General features: G+C 68.5%; 12 protein-coding genes. 4 read left to right on the top strand and 8 right to left on the bottom strand.

All coding sequences use genetic code 11. The features are described 5' to 3' along the window. Window positions 1–8 precede the first annotated feature (8 nt). Together ACXMYJ_RS01780 and ACXMYJ_RS01775 are read left to right on the top strand one after the other, a co-directional pair. Window positions 9–1,487, top strand: a complete 1,479-nt coding sequence (locus tag ACXMYJ_RS01780; RefSeq protein WP_260755673.1) for a glutamate--cysteine ligase — start codon at window positions 9–11, stop codon at window positions 1,485–1,487. Between the two features lie 24 nt (window positions 1,488–1,511). Further along, window positions 1,512–2,186 (top strand): SAM-dependent methyltransferase, encoded by a 675-nt coding sequence (locus ACXMYJ_RS01775; RefSeq protein ID WP_313901348.1) that lies wholly within the window; start codon window positions 1,512–1,514, stop codon window positions 2,184–2,186. Here the strand turns inward: ACXMYJ_RS01775 and mftD are convergent. Then, window positions 2,183–3,355 (bottom strand): pre-mycofactocin synthase MftD, encoded by a 1,173-nt coding sequence (mftD, locus tag ACXMYJ_RS01770; RefSeq protein ID WP_260755675.1) that lies wholly within the window; start codon window positions 3,353–3,355, stop codon window positions 2,183–2,185. The two genes, ACXMYJ_RS01775 and mftD, sit on opposite strands and share 4 nt — an antisense overlap. Before the next feature lie 156 nt (window positions 3,356–3,511). Here mftD and mftM point away from each other — a divergent pair, with 156 nt between their 5' ends. After that, window positions 3,512–4,387: a mycofactocin oligosaccharide methyltransferase MftM gene (gene mftM, locus ACXMYJ_RS01765; protein ID WP_260755676.1), complete on the top strand. Its 876-nt coding sequence runs from the start codon at window positions 3,512–3,514 to the stop codon at window positions 4,385–4,387. Between the two features lie 16 nt (window positions 4,388–4,403). Here the strand turns inward: mftM and ACXMYJ_RS01760 are convergent, their stop codons facing one another. From ACXMYJ_RS01760 to ACXMYJ_RS01730, 7 genes are all read right to left on the bottom strand, one after another. Beyond that, window positions 4,404–5,042 carry a MadR family response regulator transcription factor gene (locus ACXMYJ_RS01760; RefSeq protein ID WP_260755677.1) on the bottom strand — a complete coding sequence of 213 codons (639 nt, stop codon included), beginning with the start codon at window positions 5,040–5,042 and terminating at the stop codon, window positions 4,404–4,406. After that, window positions 5,039–6,382 carry a MadS family sensor histidine kinase gene (locus tag ACXMYJ_RS01755; protein WP_313901349.1) on the bottom strand — a complete coding sequence of 448 codons (1,344 nt, stop codon included), beginning with the start codon at window positions 6,380–6,382 and terminating at the stop codon, window positions 5,039–5,041. The genes ACXMYJ_RS01760 and ACXMYJ_RS01755 overlap by 4 nt, the downstream gene beginning before the upstream one ends. A 10-nt stretch (window positions 6,383–6,392) precedes the next feature. After that, window positions 6,393–7,601 carry an iron-containing alcohol dehydrogenase gene (locus ACXMYJ_RS01750; protein ID WP_443187235.1) on the bottom strand — a complete coding sequence of 403 codons (1,209 nt, stop codon included), beginning with the start codon at window positions 7,599–7,601 and terminating at the stop codon, window positions 6,393–6,395. A gap of 34 nt (window positions 7,602–7,635) precedes the next feature. After that, window positions 7,636–9,162 (bottom strand): VWA domain-containing protein, encoded by a 1,527-nt coding sequence (locus tag ACXMYJ_RS01745; RefSeq protein WP_443187236.1) that lies wholly within the window; start codon window positions 9,160–9,162, stop codon window positions 7,636–7,638. A gap of 3 nt (window positions 9,163–9,165) precedes the next feature. Then, complete coding sequence (locus ACXMYJ_RS01740; RefSeq protein WP_460353582.1) at window positions 9,166–10,290, bottom strand: AAA family ATPase; 1,125 nt, start codon at window positions 10,288–10,290, stop codon at window positions 9,166–9,168. Between the two features lies 1 nt (window position 10,291). Then, window positions 10,292–11,584, bottom strand: coding sequence for an NDMA-dependent methanol dehydrogenase (gene mdo, locus ACXMYJ_RS01735; RefSeq protein ID WP_443187238.1), 1,293 nt, complete (start codon window positions 11,582–11,584; stop codon window positions 10,292–10,294). A gap of 132 nt (window positions 11,585–11,716) precedes the next feature. Beyond that, window positions 11,717–13,129: a cation:dicarboxylate symporter family transporter gene (locus tag ACXMYJ_RS01730; RefSeq protein ID WP_443187239.1), complete on the bottom strand. Its 1,413-nt coding sequence runs from the start codon at window positions 13,127–13,129 to the stop codon at window positions 11,717–11,719. 134 nt (window positions 13,130–13,263) lie between these two features. Here ACXMYJ_RS01730 and ACXMYJ_RS01725 point away from each other — a divergent pair, with 134 nt between their 5' ends. Beyond that, window positions 13,264–13,866: a TetR family transcriptional regulator gene (locus tag ACXMYJ_RS01725; protein WP_443187240.1), complete on the top strand. Its 603-nt coding sequence runs from the start codon at window positions 13,264–13,266 to the stop codon at window positions 13,864–13,866. The last annotated feature ends 10 nt before the right edge of the window (window positions 13,867–13,876 follow it).

Here is a 13,876-nt window from a genome sequence, read left to right as displayed (position 1 = left end):
TTGGGTCCGTGGGCGAGGAACTGAAGCAGACGGAGTTCAGTCGCGCGCACCGCCGCGAGTACCGCCGCAAGGTGCAGCTGTGCCTCGACGTTTTCGAGACGATGCTGGCTCAGTCCAGCTTCGACTTCGAGAAGCCGCTGACGGGTATGGAGATCGAATGCAACCTGGTCGACTCCGCATATCAACCCGCGATGAACAACTCCGAAGTGCTCGAGGCGATCGCCGATCCCGCGTATCAGACTGAACTGGGCGCCTACAACATCGAGTTCAACGTGCCCCCGCGCCGGCTTCCGGGCCGCGCGGCCCTCGACCTCGAAGCCGACGTGCGCGCCAGCCTGAACGCCGCGGAATCCAAGGCCAACACCGACGGTTCGCACATCGTGATGATCGGCATCCTGCCGACGCTGATGCCGGAGCATCTGTCGGGAAGCTGGATGAGCGAGTCCACCCGCTACCAGGCGCTCAACGACTCGATCTTCACCGCGCGCGGCGAAGACATCATGATCGACATCGCCGGCCCGGAGCGGCTGAGCCTGCAGACCGCCACCATCGCCCCGGAATCCGCCTGCACCAGCATGCAATTGCACCTGCAGGTGTCGCCCGCCGACTTCGCCGCCAACTGGAACGCCGCGCAGGTGCTGGCCGGCCCCCAGCTCGCGCTGGGCGCGAACTCGCCGTTCTTCTTCGGCCACCACCTGTGGGCAGAGACCCGCATCGAGCTGTTCACCCAGGCCACCGACACCCGCCCCGACGAACTCAAGACCCAGGGGGTGCGACCTCGCGTCTGGTTCGGGGAACGCTGGATCACGTCGATCTTCGACCTGTTCGAGGAGAACGTGCGCTACTTCCCGTCGCTGCTGCCCGAACTCTCCGACGAGGACCCGGTCGCCGAACTGGCCGCCGGCCGCACGCCGAAGCTGTCGGAGCTGCGCCTGCACAACGGCACGATCTACCGGTGGAACCGGCCCGTCTACGACATCGTGAACGGGCGCCCGCACCTGCGGGTGGAGAACAGGGTGCTGCCCGCGGGACCGACGGTGCTCGACATGATGGCCAACGCGGCCTTCTACTACGGGGCGCTGCGGACGTTGTCCGAGGAGGACCGTCCGCTGTGGACGAAGGTGAGTTTCGCTGCCGCAGAGGCGAATTTCGTCGCCGCCGCCCACCAGGGGATGGACGCTCGGCTGTACTGGCCCGGGGTCGGAGAGGTGACCCCGGACGAGTTGATCCTGCGGCAGCTGCTGCCGATGGCCGACGAAGGACTGCGCCGGTGGGAGGTCGCCGCCGACGTGCGCGACCGCTACCTCGGTGTGATCGAGGGCCGCGCCAAGACCGGACGCAACGGGGCGGCATGGCAATCCAGTACCGTCACCGCGCTGCAGGACCGGGGCATGAGCCGCCCGGACGCGCTGGCCGAGATGCTGCGGTTGTACTGCGAGCGCATGCACACCAACGAACCGGTGCACACCTGGGATCTGCCGGCCTGACGCGGCGAGGGTAGGTTGGCGGACATGGCCGACGTCATGGACTGGGACGGCGTATACCGGGGCGAAGCCGACTTCGACGGTGAGCCGCCGTGGAACATCGGCGAACCGCAGCCCGAGCTGGCCGCGCTGTGGCGCGACGGCAAGTTTCGCAGCGAGGTGCTCGACGCCGGTTGCGGCCACGCGGAACTGTCCCTGGCACTGGCCGCCGACGGCTACACGGTGACCGGGATCGACATCAGCCCGACGGCGGTCGCCGCGGCCACCGCGGCGGCCGCCGAGCGTGGGTTGTCGGAACGGGCGTCGTTCGTCGCCGCCGACATCACCGCGCTGAGCGGATTCGACGGCCGGTTCGCCACGGTGGTGGACAGCACACTGTTTCACTCTCTGCCGGTCGAGTCCCGCGACGCCTACCTGCAGTCGGTGCACCGGGCCGCCGCACCCGGGGCGGGCTTCTTCGTGCTGGTCTTCGCCAAGGGCGCGTTCCCGGCGGAGATGGAAGGTGGCCCCAACGAGGTCACCGAACTCGAACTGCGCGAGGCGGTTTCCCGGTACTGGGTCATCGACGACATCCGGCCATCGCTGATCCACACGAACGTGCCGAAACTTCCCGGCATGCCGCCCCCGCCGCTGGATATGCTCGACGAGCACGGTCGGCTGCGGATGCAGGCGTTCGTGCTGTCGGCCCACAAAGACGGCTAGACACCCAGGTCCCGGCGGAAGCCGTCCGGGATCACAAGGTCGGCCGGGGTCAGCTCATGGATCGAGGACAGCCCGAGACCCAGCAGCGCCGAGTCGATTCCGCCACGCAGGATGTCGAGGACATTCTCGACGCCGGCCTGCCCTCCCGTTGCCAGGCCCCACAGGTATGCGCGGCCGATCATCACGGCGCGGGCGCCGAGCGCGACGGCCTTGACGACGTCACTGCCGCGCCGGATCCCACCGTCGAGCACAATCTCGATCTGGTCACCGACAGCGGTGGCGATGGCCGGTAGGGCACGGACCGGAGCCGGGGTGCCGTCGAGGTTGTTGCCGCCGTGATTGGACACCGAGATCGCGGTGACGCCGGCATCGACGGCGCGCCGGGCGTCGTCGACGCGCATGACCCCCTTCAGCATGAACGGGCCGCCCCACTGCTCCCGCAGCCAGGCGATGTCCTCCCAGGTGGGCAGCGGCGTCTGCATCCATTCGCCGTATGCGCCGAAGAACGTCGGGGCGGTGCCGCCGTCGGCCAGGTTCGGGGCGGTGAGGTCCGGCACGCGTCCGGACCTGGCGAAGTCGAGGAGCCACCGCGGCCGCCGCACCGCCTCGGGCGCGAAGCGCAGCATCGCCTTGAGGTCCATCTTCTCCGGTATGGCCGGACTGCCCCAGTCCCGGCCGTTGGAGAAGGACCAGTCGGTGGTGATGATCAGGCCGACGGCGCCGGCTCGGCGCGCCCGCTCCATCCGGCCGACCAGCTTGTCCCGGCTACCGGTCCAGTACATCTGGAAGAATGTCTGCGGATTGGCCGCGGCGACCTCTTCGATCGGCTTGCTGGCGAACGAGGACAGACCGATCGCGGTGCCGCGGGCCGCGGCGGCGCGCGCCACCGCGACCTCACCGTCGGGATGGACGGCCTGCACCCCGGTCGGTGAGATGAGCACCGGGAGCGAAATGTCCTGTCCCATCACGGTGGTGGCTTGATCCCGCTTGCCCGACAGCCCGGCGACATGCGGAGCGAAGCCGAGTTCGCTGAACGCCGACAGATTATCTCCGACGGTGACGCCCTTTTCCGAGCCGGCGACCAGCGCACTGTAGACACTGGCCGGCAACCGCTTCTGCGCGCGTCGCTGCGCCTCGGCGACGGTCTCGAACCAACCGGTGGCGGCCATGGGCGTCTCCTCTGCTTTTCCGCCGTCGACGCTATGGCATCTCGCTGCGCACGGGAACTCACCGGATGGGTAGGCACCTACCCATCCGGACGGGTGCCGCATTGCGCCCTTTCGGGGCGCGCGCCGGCGCCCTGTCGGTCAATAGCGTTGGCGGACATGGACTCCACCACGATGAACCCGCTTGCCCCGTCGCCACGCGGGATGTGGAGCGGCCACGGCGTCCGTGTCCGTCGGCGGTGTGGGCCGCATCGTCGGCACCTCGACCCCGGCACAGTCTGCACGCCGCGGTTCTGCGCCGCGCGCCACGGCAGGCTCCTCACGGTTGATCATGACCTGCGCCCCGCCGAACTGTCCGACGAGCTCGCCGTGCTGCTGGCCGATCAACTCGTCGACAGCGGTGCGCTGCGGGGACAGTCGGAGTTCGAGTTGGTGTTCACCGGGGTGGTGCGCTCCACTGTCGACGGCGGCTTGCCGGCGTGGCTGCGCTTCTACCGCAACTCGCTGGCCAAACTGGAGACCGGTTCGACGGCGTTCGCGCCGATCCACTCCCACGCCGCGGACCTCGTCCGGGGCGGTTGCCTCATCGACCTCGGGGCGTGCTTCGGATTCTTCCCGCTGCGGATGGCGCAGCACGGAATGGACGTGCTGGCAACCGATCTCAACGAGAATGCGATGCGGTTACTGAAGCAGGTCAGCTCGCGGTTGCACCGCCCGCTCACGACGATGGCCTGCGATGCCGCCGACGTAGGGCTGCCCGACGGCAGCGCCGACACCGTGACAGCGCTGCATCTGATCGAACACCTGCCGGACCACATGGTGGCCTCCATCGTCGACGAAGCGGTGCGACTGGCGCGGCGCCGGGTGATCATCGCGGTGCCCTTCGAGGACCGGCCACGCGAATGCTATGGACACGTGCAGCGCTTCGACATCGAGCGCCTGCGGAAGATGGCCGTCGAGCTGGCGCGGCGTCACCCCGGGCTGCGCGCCGAGGCCCACGAATTCCATGGCGGCTGGCTGGTTCTCGACCTGTGATCGCCCGCCGGAGGCGCTAGATCAGCCCCCGCTTGCTGGCGGCGTAGACGGCCTCGGCCCGCCGGCTCACCTCCAGCTTGCGCATGATGTTGCTGACGTGAAATTTGGCCGTGGTCGCCGAGATGTACAGCTTCTCGCCGATCTTGTTGTTCGACAAGCCCGCTGCAAGCAGCCGCAGCACCTCGACCTCGCGATCGGTGAGCTGTGCGCGCGGCTCCGCGCGGCCCGACAACGACCGCACCACCGCAGCCGCGCTGCGTGAGTCGAACGCGCTGTCGCCGGCCGAGATCGCCCTGATCGCCCGGACCAGCTCGGTGGTGTCGACGTCCTTGACCACGTAGCCGCGGGCTCCGGCGTGCACCGCGCGCACCACCAGGTCCTCGTCCAGGAACGTCGTCAGGACCAGCAGCCCCAGCGTCGGGTAGGCCGCGGAGAGCTTGGCGCACAAGGTGAGTCCCTCGAACTCCGAGCCGGCCGAGAGCTTCAGATCCAGCAGCACCACATCCGGCGCGGTGGCACCGACGACGGCCTCGGCCTCGCTCTCCGAGGCCGCCTCGCCGACCACGATGAGGTCGTCGGCGCGCTCGAGAACCGAGCGCAGGCCCTGCCGCAGGATCGCGTGGTCGTCGACGAGAACGAGCCGGATGGGTTTCATGAGGTCACGCTTTCTGACACACGCGGGATACGGGCCACCACCCGGACCCCGCCGATGCGGGAGCGGTACACGTCGAAGGTGCCGCCGTGTTCGCGGGCCCGGGCCCGCATGTTGGCCAGTCCGCGGTGCCGGCCGTCGACGTCGGTGGCTTCGGCCATCCGCAGCATCAACCGCAGTTTCGCCGGGTCCCCGGTCCCGTCGTCGGCGATGGACAGGCTGACCGCGTCGTCACGATAGGACAATCGCACGATCGCGCGGGTCGCGTTGCCGTGCATGGCGGTGTTGAACAGTGCCTCACCGGCGATGCGCAGCAGCGCGTGTTCGATGTCGCCCGGCAGTTCGGCCACGCCCCCCTCCACCCGCAAGGTCACCCGCAGATCCTCGGGCATGTGCACGGTCGCCAGCTGTCCGAGCATCTCGGTGAGGCTGGACCGGTAGGCGTCCCCGGGCTGGTTGAGCGCGTAGATCGCCGACCGCAGCTGCTCGGTGGCCGAGCGGGTCAGATCCTTGGCCAGATCGAGCCGGTCGACCAGCTCACGGCCCCGGCCCGAGGCGTCGATCTCGCTGCGGCACACCTCGATCTGCATTCCGGCCGACAGCACCGTCTGCGCGACGCTGTCGTGCAGTTCGCGGGCGATCCGGTGCCGCTCGGAGTTGAGAACCTGATGCCGTTGGGCCGCACCGAGTTCGCGTTGAGTGGCCAGCAGCTCGGCGTTGCGGGCCTCCGACTGCGCCAGCAGCGTCACCGACTTGGAGAACAGCGCCGAATTCTGCAACGCCACCGCGGTCTGCCCGGCCAGGATGCGCATCACCATGCCGTCGGTGGCGTCGAGGGTGCGGCGCGGCGGCGTCCACGCGGCGAACGCACCGATCACCTCGCCGTCGAGTTCGATCGGGACGTGGGCGTGCCGGCTCTCGATCACCGGCAGCCGGAACTGCGCGAGCTGTCCCCGCAGAATGTCGTTGAGCCGGTTGAGCACCGCGTCGGGCAGCGACGGGCCGGGATCCCTGGCTCCGGACAGTCCCTCGAACGCGTAGGCCGCTGCGCCGGAATCCAGGATCAGGTGGCGCACACTGGCTTCGGGCAGGGCGCCGTCAGCCAACGCCAGCAGCACCCAGTCCGCGTCCAAATGAGCCCGCGCGGCCTCGGCCACCGCGCGCACCAGGTTCTCCGGCCCTTCGATGGTCTGCACCAGCGCACGCGAGATCGTGTCGAGCGCGGCCAGCACACGGTCCAATCGCTGTGCGGTGACCCGGAATTCGGGATAGAAGCGCCCCTTTCCCGAACGCAGGCCGGTGAGCCGGGCCAGGTCCGGTGGTCTGGGGTCGGCGGCGGTCACGATGTCCGCTTCACAGTGCCGCCCGGAACAGGGCGTGCATCTGCGTCTCGTCGGCGGGGCGCGGATTCGTGCTCATGCACGCGTCCTGCAGCGCGGTCTTGGCCAGCCGAGGCAGATCCTGCTCGCCCACCCCGAGTTCGGCCAGGCCGCGCGGCACCCCGACGTCGCGGGCCAGCCGGTCGATCCGGTCGGCCAGCTCCAGAGCCGCCTCAGCGGCCGGGGCGCCAGGATCGGACACTCCCAGGCAGGTGGCGATCACCTTGTAAGGCTCGGGGTCGGCTTCGGCGTTGAAGCGGATGACGTGCGGCAGCAGCACACCGTTGATGACGCCGTGCGGCAGGTCGAGCAGCCCGCCGACCTGGTGGCTCATCGCGTGCGCGGCGCCGAGGATCGCGTTGGTGAACGCCAGCCCGGCCTCCAGCGCGGCCTGGGCCATCAGCACGCGCGCCGGCATCTCCTTGGGCCGTTCGATGGTGTGCACCAGGTTGTCGGTCACCATCTGGACCGCCCGCAGCGCATGGTGGTCGGTGAGCTGGTTGTGCCCCAGCGACACGAACGCCTCGATGCCGTGGGTCAGCGCGTCCAGACCGGTCGCGGCGTTGAGCCATTCGGGCATCGTGGTCAGCAGCCGCGGGTCGATGACGGTGATGTCGGGTACCAGCGCGCGGCCCAGAATCGTGATCTTGGTGTTGCGGGTGGTGTCGGTGACGATGCAGAACTGGGACACGTCGGCGCCGGTACCCGACGTCGACGGCACCACCACCATCGGCGGGATCGGCATCTGCGCCTTGTCGACGCCCTCGTAGTCGAGGATGTCGCCGCCGTTGGCGGCCAGGATCGCCACCCCTTTGGCCGCGTCGATCACCGATCCCCCGCCCACCGCCACGATGACGTCGCAGCCGTGCTCGGCGTACTTCTGGTAGCCCGCAGCGACCTCGTGGTCCTTCGGGTTGGGCGTCAGGTCGCTCCAGAGCGCACCGTGGACGCCCATGTCGGCGAGGTGGGTGACCATCTCTCCGGACCAGCCGGCCTCGATGAGGCCGGGGTCGGTGACGAGCATGGGCCGCTGAGCGCCGAGGCGCACCGCGGCGTGCGCCGCCTCGACCATCGAGCCGACCCCGAACACGATCTCGGGGGCGTGGAACTTCAGCAGCCGGGGCGTCGTCGCCGCACAGCGGCGGTCGAGTTCCGGGGTCAGGGTGGGATACCGCGCTCCCATGCGGTCCAGCGTACGACCCCGGCGGTTCACGGCGTTACCGCCCGACCGCTTCGGCGGCGAAGTCGTGCGCCGCGCTTTCCAGCCCCGTCAGGTCGCGCACGACCCGGACACGGTCGCAGAACTCCGCGTACGCGGGAAGATCGCAGCTGCCCAACCCCCACGAGTACCGCGGCTCGGGGGTCAGCCACACGGTCTCGCGGGCGCGGCGGGTGATCTCCTCGAACGCGGCCAGGTTGGGGTCCTTGGCGTTGGTGCGGCCGTCGCCGAGCACCAGTACCGTGGTGCGCCGGGTGACCGCCGACGAGTGTTCGGCGAGGAATTCTCCGAACACGGCGCCGTAGTCGGAGTTTGCTGCCAGGTCGATGACGTCCCCGCCGAAGATCAGACCCAACGCCTTCTCACCGGGGTGGTCGCGGAACAGCTCGGTGGTCTCGGCGACGTCGGCGACGAACACGAACGAGCGCACCTGGGTGAACAGGTCCTGCAGCCCATGCACCAGGTTCAGCGTGAACCGCGAGGTGGCCCGCACCGACAGGCTCACATCGGCGAGCACCACCAGCCGCGGCCGGTCCTCGGCCCGCCGCACGGTGACCGGCACGAACGGGACGCCGTCGAAGCGCATGTTGCGCCGCATCGTCTGCCCGGGATCGACGCGGCCCGCGGCGGACGCGCGGCGCCGGTGGGTCAGCGCCCCGTGCAGCGTGCGGGCGAGCCGGCGCAGCGAGTCTTCGAGCTCGGCCCGCTCCCGCTCCCCGATCCGGTCGACGTGTGTCTCCCGTCGTTCCCGGCTTTCGACGATCTTGGTCTCCAGCGCCAGCAGCGCCTCCAGATGCCGTTTGAGGGCCTGCGGCAGGTTTTCCAGCACCCCCGCCAGCCGCCTGCGCAGCTCGGCCGCGGCCGCCAAATCGTCGTCACCGCCGTAACCGCTTTCGTCGTCCAGCCAGCCCAGCAGCGCCTCCTGTTCGGCGATGGTCAGCTCGGCGGCGCCGGGTGTGCCCGCGGCGGTCGCCAGATCCCCGGCCGCACCCGCCCCACCGAGGCGGTCGGTGGCGAGCTGGATCCGGTAGGAGTCGTCGGTGCCGTTGCGGCTGTCCTTGGAGAACGCGATCTCGTCGGTCAGCGCGGCCAGATCGATCTTGTTGGCTTCCTGGTGCAGGTTGTAGCGCTGCGCCAGGTCCTCCTGTTTGAAGTAGTCGCGGATGCTGGCCGGCTTGCCGTGCTCGTGGCCGGGTTCGGGTGTCTGGCTGGGCTCCTCGGACAGCGTGAAGGACTCCAGCTCACCGGTGTCGACGAGGTCGTCGTGGGCGTGGGAGTGCCCGTGGCCGTTCTGCTCGCCGCCGACGCGGACCAGGGAGAAGAACGCGTCGAAGATCTCGTCGAAGATCGGTTCGTCGCGCTGGTCCTTGACCAGGGCGACGCGCAGTGCGGTGCGCAACACGGCCCGGGACGACAACACCCCGGGCTGCCCCGCGCACCGCATCGCGTCCAGCGCCTCGGGTATCGAGACGCGCACCCCGCCCAGGCGCAGCAGCCTGACGAACCGGTGCAGGGTCGCCTCCATCGGCTACAGCGCCCGCCGCCGGCCCAGCGCCGCCGTCGTCGACTCCTTCTTCGGCGTGCCGTAATACCCGTCGGTGAACCGGCCGGGCTTGTCCTTCGCGGCGCGCACCGCACGTCCATCATCGCCATGGTGATGCTCGTGAGCATGGTCGTGATCGTGGCTGTGGCCATGAGGGTGGCCGCCATCGTGTGAATGCCCCAGAGAAGCAGGCACTTTGGCGTTCGGATCCACCAGCCGGGGCAGCGCGTCCAGCGCCTTGCGGACGTCCTTGTCGTACTTGACCACCACCGACACCGTGTCCGACAGTACCCGGGCGTCGAGTTCGTCGACGCCGAGCACGGCCAGCGTACGGGCCCAGTCGATGGTCTCGGAGATACTGGGCGCCTTCCGCAGTTCCAGCTCGCGGAGCCCGCGGACGATGTCGACGAGCTGCGCGGCCAGCGCATCGGTGAGCCCGGTGTTCTTGGACCGCACGATCTCCAGCTCGCGTTCGGCGGCCGGGTAGTCCAGGAACAGGTGCAGGCACCGGCGCTTCAACGCCGCCGCCAGATCACGGGTGTTGTTCGACGTCAGGATCACGTACGGGGCGTGCACGGCACGGAAGGTGCCGATCTCCGGTACCGAAACCTGGTATTCACCAAGCAGTTCCAGCAGTACCGCTTCCAGCGCCTCGTCCGCTCGGTCGATCTCATCGACCAACAGCACCACCGGCTCGGGTGAGCGCACCGCCTCCAGCAGCGGACGCGGCGCCAGGAACCGGTCGGAGAAGAACACGCTCTCCTGAGCGCCGATCCGGTCGACGGCCTCACCCAGATCGGCTGCATCCGAGACGATCTGGCCGATTTTCTCGCGCAGAATCTGGGTGTAGAGCAACTGTTTGCCGTAGTCCCACTCATAGAGCGCCTTGGTCTCGTCCTGGCCCTCGTAGCACTGCAACCGCAGCAGCCGGCGCCCGGTCGCCGCCGCCAGCACCTTGGCCAGCTCGGTCTTGCCGACCCCGGCCGGGCCCTCGATCAGCAGGGGCTTGTCGAGCCGGGTCTGCAGAAACACCGTGGTGGCCAGGCGCTCGTCGGCGATGTAGCCTTCACCGGCGAGCGCCTCGCGCACGCTCTCCACTGAGTGAAACATGTCAGGGCAGCAGTTCGTCGAGATCGCCGTTCATGCAGTGCTCGACCACCGGGCGCACGGTGTCGAACGTGCACTCCTTGGCGTTCCCCGGGGTGCATGCGTCGCCGAGGACGTGGTTGGTGATGCGGTCCACGTCGGCCTTGTCGCCTTTGATCACCGGGGAGTTCTCGTAGTACTTGGTCGGGCCCAGGCCCAGCCGGTTCTTCGAGTAGCTGTCCTGCTTGACGTCGGTGAACTTCTCGATGATGTTCACGTCGCGCAGCAACCGGATCGCCGCGGCCAGCGCCGCGTCGGCGGCCTGCACATCGGTCATGCCGTAGGTGTCCACACCCATCGCCGCCGCGATGTCGGCGAACCGCTTGTAGGCCACCGGCATGTTGAACGCCCACACCCTGGGCAGGGCGATCGCATTGTTGAGCCCGTGGTGGGTGTCGTAGAACGCGCTGACCGCGTGCGAGATCGAGTGGATGATCCCCAGCCCGCCGGAGTTGAACGCCTGCGCGGCGATGTACTGCGCGTACATCATTCCTTCGCGGCCCTTGAGATCGGTTCCGTTCCAGGTGGCTTCGCGCAGGTTCTCGGCGGTCAGCTTGATCGCGCGGATCGCGTTGCCCAGCGACGGTTCGAAGTTCAGCCGTGAGACGTAGGGCTCCGAGGCGTGCGCGAGCACATCGAATCCGCACTGAGCGGTGTAGTCCATCGGGCACTCGTAGTACAGCACCGGGTCGTCGATGGCCAGGGTGGCCACCGACGCGTCGTCGAACGCGACGTACTTGTGCGGATTGTCCGGGTCGGTGGTGGTGTCGGTGATGACGTAGGCCCAGGACGTCTCCGATCCGGTGCCCGCGGTGGTCGAGATCGCGATGTGCGGGGGGTTCTTCGGGTTCTCGCTCTTGTTGAAGCCCTCGAAGTCGTTGACGTTTCGGCCGTCGTGCGCGATCGAGATCCGGGCGCCCTTACACGCGTCGTGGGTGGACCCGCCGCCGATGGAGACGAAGCTGTCGCATTCGTTGTCCTGGTAGAGCTTCACCGCGTCCATGACGTTGTAGTCCTTGGGATTGGACTCGACCTGGTCGTAGACGACGACCTCGAGGCCGTGCCACTTCAGCGACTCCGCCATGTTGTGCACGATGTCGGTGCCGCGCAGACCCGACGACATCAGCAGGACGCGCTTGAAGCCCATCTTGAGCGCTTCCGGTCCGACCATCTCGTGGGCTCCAGGGCCCATCATGGCGCGGGGGAACGGGTGAAACTCCTTGATGGGGAAGGGCTTGAGGAGGTCTTCGACCTTCATGGCTGGTCCTCTCTGGCGATGCAGCACGTGTCGGCCACCAAAGTAGGCACGCAACTGTGAGCCACGGAACAGCTCGAGAGCAAGACCGAATCCTCGGACAGTCCAAGTGCGAACGACCGGGCAGTGCCCGGCCTACCCGGTCGGAGAGGTTCCGGCGCGCTTCGGTTTCCGGACGGTGTCGCGTGCGTCGCCCGGGTCCTCGTCGGACTCGTCGTCGTCGAGCATCGTCGCCTCGTCGAACGGACGGTCACCGTCGAGCACCTGGTTGAGTCGCTCGCTGTCCACCGTTGCGGTCCACGATCCGACGAGCAGGGTGGCCACGGCGTTGCCGGAGAAGTTGGTGAGCGCGCGCGCCTCGGACATGAAGCGGTCGATGCCGACGATGATGCCGACGCCGTCGAGCAGTTCGGGCCGGTGGCTCTGCAGCCCGGCGGCCAGGGTGGCCAGGCCGGCGCCGCTGACGCCCGCCGCGCCCTTGGACGCGATGATCATGAACGCCAGCAGGCCCACCTGTTCGGGAATCGACAGCGGGTCGCCGAGCGCGTCGGCGATGAACAGCGAGGCCATCGTCAAGTAGATCGCGGTGCCGTCGAGGTTGAACGAGTACCCCGTCGGCACCACGATGCCGACGGTAGCGGGCTTCACCCCGGCGTGCTCCATCTTGGCGATCAGCCGCGGCAGCGCCGATTCCGACGACGACGTCGCGACGATCAGCAGGTATTCCCGGGCCAGGTAGCGGACCAGCTTGAAGATCGAGACCCGGGCCACCGTCCACAGCAGCGCGCCGAGCACCCCGAAGATGAAGATCACACAGGTGAGGTAGAACGCCGCCATGAGCACGCCGAGTTGGATCACGGCGTCGAAGCCGGTGTCGCCCACGACTTCGGCGATAGCGCCGAACGCGCCGATCGGCGCCAGCCACAGCACCCCGATCAGAATCCGGAACACCAGCTTCTGCAGTGCCTCGACCCCGCGCAGCAGGCCCTCCCCGGCCGCGCCCATGCCCTGGATGGCGAACCCGACGAGCAGCGCGACGAACAGCGCCTGCAGCACGTTGCCCTCGGTGACGGCGGAGAACAGCGTGGACGGGATGATGTCGGAAATGAAGTCCATTGTGCCGCCGGATGATTCGGCCTCACCGGCGAGTTCTGCGCCCTTACCGGGATCGTGGGGTACGTTGAGTCCGGTGCCGGGGCTGATCAGGTTGCCGACCACCAACCCGATGGCCAGCGCGACCGTCGACATGATCAGGAAGTAGGTGATCGCCAGGCCGCCGACCTTGCCCACCGAGGCGGCGGCCCGGACCTTGCCGATACCGATCACGACAGTGCAGAAGATGACCGGGACGATCATCATCTTGATCAGCTTGACGAACAGTTCGCCGAGCACGCCCAGCGAGGCCGCCGTCTCGGGGGCGAGCAGCCCGACGACGATGCCGGCGACGACCGCGACGATCACCAGGATGTAGAGCCAGTGGGTGCGGTCGCGCTTGGCCTTCTTCGGCGTTTTCCCGGATCCCGGTTCGTCGGCCCTGGTGGCAGTCATGGTCGTGATCCCCTCCGCGCGTGGTGAGGCTGGGATAACCAGATGCGCGGCGGATCACACACGCCCTTGACCACCGGGTGCGCCGGTGCTTGAATCCGAACAACGTTCGAAACAGAACAGTGTTCGAAAGGCGCATGGTGGCACGGACCCGCAGAACTGGCGCGTCGCTGCCCTACGGCGCGCTCGACCGCGACCACCTGGTCAAGCACCTGCTCGAGCTGGCGCGCCGGGTCGGGGTCGAGAACGTCACGATGCGCGCGCTGGCCGCCGAGGCGGGCACCTCTGCGTCGTCGGTGTACTACCACGTCAAGGACAAGGCCGCGCTGCTCGATCTGCTCGCCGAATCGGTGATCGAGAGCATCGCCGTTCCTGTCGACGGCGACTGGGAGCAGCGCACCCGGATGCTCTACACCAACGCGTGGAAGGTCATGATCGACATCCCGGGGGTGGCCGCCATGCTGCAGCAGCGTCCGCTGACCGGGGCCGCCGACGCGATGGACCGCACCGTGCGCCAGATCATGGCCGAATCCGGTTGGCCCGCAGACGAGGTCGCAGCCGCCCACGTGGTGCTCTACATCCACCTGCTCGGATCGGTGCAGCTGGAGCATCACCTGCGCCACCGCGGGTTGGGGGTCACCCCCGCCGACGGTGCGGAGTCGGTGTTCCAGCACGGGCTGCAGGTCATCCTCGCCGGGCTGCGCAGCCGTCACACCGAGACATCCCGCGCCGCACCATGACCGAGGAGAG

The organism is Mycobacterium sp. ZZG (genome assembly GCF_054786995.1).
This window is presented reverse-complemented; position numbering and strand designations above follow the sequence as displayed.